Below are 2,614 nucleotides of genomic sequence, written 5' to 3'. Positions count from 1 at the left end.
GGCCGTCAGGGGCGGGCCGGGCCGGGCCGGCCGTCAGCGCACCGCCGCGGCGCGCTGCTGCCCGGCCTGCCGGGACGCCGGGGCCTCCCGCCCGCACGCGTACGCCAGCGGGTTGATCAGCTCGGCGGCGTCGGGCAGCCAGCGGTTCAGCGCGGACGGCGGCCGGGCCCACTGGGCGAAGCTGTACGGACCGATCCGGGACGGCGGCGCGACGATCCAGTCCCCGTCGCCGCGGGCGGTCAGATCGAGCCGCCCCGACCCCCAGCCGAGCTGGCGGAGCATCTCCGGGAGCTTGGCCTGCACCCCGGGCAGCACCAGGAAGTGCAGCCGGCGCCCGGCCTGCCCCGGCGAGGCCGGCACCGCCACCACCGGACCGAGCTGCAGCCCCATCCGCTCCATCCGGGCCAGCGCCAGGCAGCCCGCCACCTCCGGCACGTCCAGCACGTCGAACGCGCGGCCGGTCGGCAGCAGGATCGAGGCCGTCGGGTTCTCGGTCCACCAGCGGCGCACCACCCCGGGACCGGCGCTCGCCCGGCGCTGCCAGTCCTCGCCGGCCGGGTGCGCGCCGGGGAGCTCGCACCGTTCGCCGCACGAGCACCGGGCCGGGCCGTCACCGTCGATCAGCCACGTCCCCGGGACGACCTCCCAGTGGCGGTCCTCGGCGTAACTGACGGCTTCGATGAGGAGCGGGGGCAGGCCCTGCTCGGGGGCTCCTGGGGTGTCTTCCACGTGCTGCTCAACTACCGGCGGTTGGCAGGGTTACGGGCGCACGGGGGGGCGGTCGGCGCGGTACCGGAGATGTCACCCGTACCGGTGAGCCGGGCGATTTCCGGCCACCCCGGGCGGTCCTCGTAACGGGCGCAGGAGGGGCGCACTGGTGCATTCACCAGGGCGCAGGGGGAGTGGATCCGTCACCGTGGGTATTGCGCTGGTGTCGCCGTACCCGGGCAGGGCCCATGCCGCTGCCGGGCGGCGCATCGGCAAGGTAGCACCAGAGTCGTACGTCCTCCGGCCCGCGGCCGGGGTGGCGCAGGGGAGGCGAAGCCCAATGGCCGCGAGACCACTCGTCGCACGAGAGCCCAACGAGCGGCTGCAGCAGCTCATCCAGGAGGCGGGCTGCTCCAACGCGGGCCTCGCCCGCCGGGTGAACCTGTGCGGCGCCGAGCACGGACTCGACCTGCGCTACGACAAGACCTCGGTCGCCCGCTGGCTGCGCGGCCAGCAGCCGCGCGGCCAGGCGCCGGCGGTGATCGCCGAGGCGCTCGGCCGCAAACTCGGCCGCGGCGTGACGGTCGAGGAGATCGGCATGGCCGACGGCAAGAACCTCAGCTCCGCCGTGGGCCTGCAGTTCGCCGCCAACCTGCCGGCCGCCCTCGAGCAGGTCTGCGAGCTGTGGCGCAGCGACGTCGGCCGGCGGGACTTCCTGGCCGGGGCCGCGGTCGCCGCCTCGGCGCTGGTCGAGCCCAGCCGGGACTGGCTGATCACCCCGCCCGACCCGGTGGTGGCCAGGACCGGCGGCACCCGGGTGGGGCTGGCCGACGTGGCCGCGATCCGGGCGACCACCCAGATGCTGGTCGACCTGGACCACCGGTTCGGCAGCGGCCACGTGCGCCCGGTGGTGGTGCACTACCTCAACAGCGTGGTCTCCGGCTTCCTCGGCGGCGCCTACCGGGAGGAGACCGGCCGTCAGCTCTTCGGCGCGGTCGCCCGGCTGACCGAGCTGGCCGGCTACATGGCGGTCGACACCGCCCAGCCGGGCCTCGCCCAGCGGTACTACATCCAGGCGCTGCGGCTGGCCCAGGCCGCCGACGACCGCGGCTACGGCGGGTACGTGCTGGCGGCCTCGATGAGCCACCTCGCCGCCACCCTCGGCAACCCGCGCGAGATCGCCCAACTCGCCCGCGCCGCCCAGGAGGGCGCCCGCTCGGTGGCCACCCCGACCGCGATGGCGATGTTCTACGCCGCCGAGGCGCGCGGCCACGCGCTGCTCGGCGACACCGCGGCCTGCGAGGCGGTGGCGGCCAAGGCGCTGTCCGCGATGGAGCGGCGCAACCCCGAGGACGACCCGGACTGGATCGCGCACTTCGACGAGGCCTACCTGGCGGACGAGCTGGCGCACTGTCACCGCGACCTCCAGCAGGGCGAGAAGGCCGAGCACTACGCCCGTACGGCGCTCGAACTGCACCCCGCGCACCGGGTGCGCCGGCGCGCCGTCGACCTGGTGCTGCTGGCCACCGCCCAGCTCCAGCAGCGGGACCTGGAGCGGGCCTGCCAGACCGGGGCGGAGGCGGTCCGGCTGCTGAGCGGCCTGCGTTCCAACCGGGGCGTGGAGTACCTGGACGACTTCCGCAGCCGGCTGGAGCCGTACCGGGCGCACCGGGCGGTCCGGGAGTTCCACGCCAGGACGGAGGGCGAGGCGGCCTGAGGACGGGGCCCGGGGGTCGGCGGCCGGGCGGTTGCGGGTGCGCCGGCCGCCGGCTCCGGCCCGGTTCGTCCACGGCCGGGCCCGGTCGGCGGCGGCGGCGCCGGGCGGGCGGACCGGGCAGGTGCACGGGAACGCCTGCCCGCGTAGTCACCGGTTGCGGTGAACCGGTAGCGTGGCCCAGAAGTTGTG

General features: G+C 76.1%; 2 protein-coding genes. One reads left to right on the top strand and one right to left on the bottom strand.

The genetic code is table 11. The features are described from left to right. Positions 1-33: 33 nt before the first annotated feature. Positions 34-729 carry a bifunctional DNA primase/polymerase gene (locus AA75_RS21080; RefSeq protein WP_033821705.1) on the bottom strand — a complete coding sequence of 232 codons (696 nt, stop codon included), beginning with the start codon at positions 727-729 and terminating at the stop codon, positions 34-36. Between the two features lie 319 nt (positions 730-1,048). Between AA75_RS21080 and AA75_RS21075 the strand changes: the two genes are divergently transcribed. After that, the gene (locus AA75_RS21075; RefSeq protein WP_033821704.1) at positions 1,049-2,425 is read left to right on the top strand and encodes a hypothetical protein; all 1,377 of its coding nucleotides are present in this window, start codon (positions 1,049-1,051) and stop codon (positions 2,423-2,425) included. Positions 2,426-2,614: the final 189 nt, after the last annotated feature.

The organism is Kitasatospora sp. MBT63, from assembly GCF_000710465.2.
GTDB lineage: Bacteria > Actinomycetota > Actinomycetes > Streptomycetales > Streptomycetaceae > Kitasatospora.
The sequence above is the reverse complement of the archived record's forward strand: the minus strand, read 5'-3'. Positions and strand labels throughout refer to the sequence as shown.